The following is a 507-nucleotide window of genomic DNA, read 5'->3' on the forward strand; positions in this document are numbered from 1 at the left end:
TGTTCGGCTATGCGTGTTCGGATACGCCGGAGTTGATGCCGTTGCCGATTTCGTTGGCGCATCGGCTCTCGCGTCGGCTGACGGAGGTGCGTAAGAGCGGTGCGTTGCCGTATCTGCGTCCGGATGGTAAGACGCAGGTGACGATCGAGTATGTGGGGGAGCGGCCGGTTCGGTTGGATACGGTGGTGATCTCCAGTCAGCATGCGGCGGATATCGACCTTGATGCGATGTTGGCGCCGGATCTGCGGGCGCAGGTGTTGGATACGGTGATCGCGGATCTGGGGCTGCCGAGTTTGGATACTTCCGAGGTGCGGTTGTTGGTGAATCCGACCGGGAAGTTCGTGTTGGGTGGGCCGATGGGTGATGCGGGGTTGACGGGTCGCAAGATCATCGTGGATACCTATGGGGGTATGGCGCGGCACGGTGGTGGTGCGTTTTCGGGGAAGGATCCGTCGAAGGTGGATCGTTCGGCGGCGTATGCGATGCGGTGGGTGGCGAAGAATGCGG

General features: G+C 61.5%; 1 protein-coding gene. It reads left to right on the plus strand.

Annotated elements, in window-relative coordinates:
* Positions 1-507, plus strand: a 507-nt coding sequence (locus FK529_RS19890) for a methionine adenosyltransferase domain-containing protein (protein WP_158635166.1), incomplete at both ends; no start/stop codon positions are given.

The sequence above is a fragment of the Tsukamurella asaccharolytica genome, assembly GCF_007858435.1.
Lineage (GTDB): Bacteria > Actinomycetota > Actinomycetes > Mycobacteriales > Mycobacteriaceae > Tsukamurella > Tsukamurella asaccharolytica.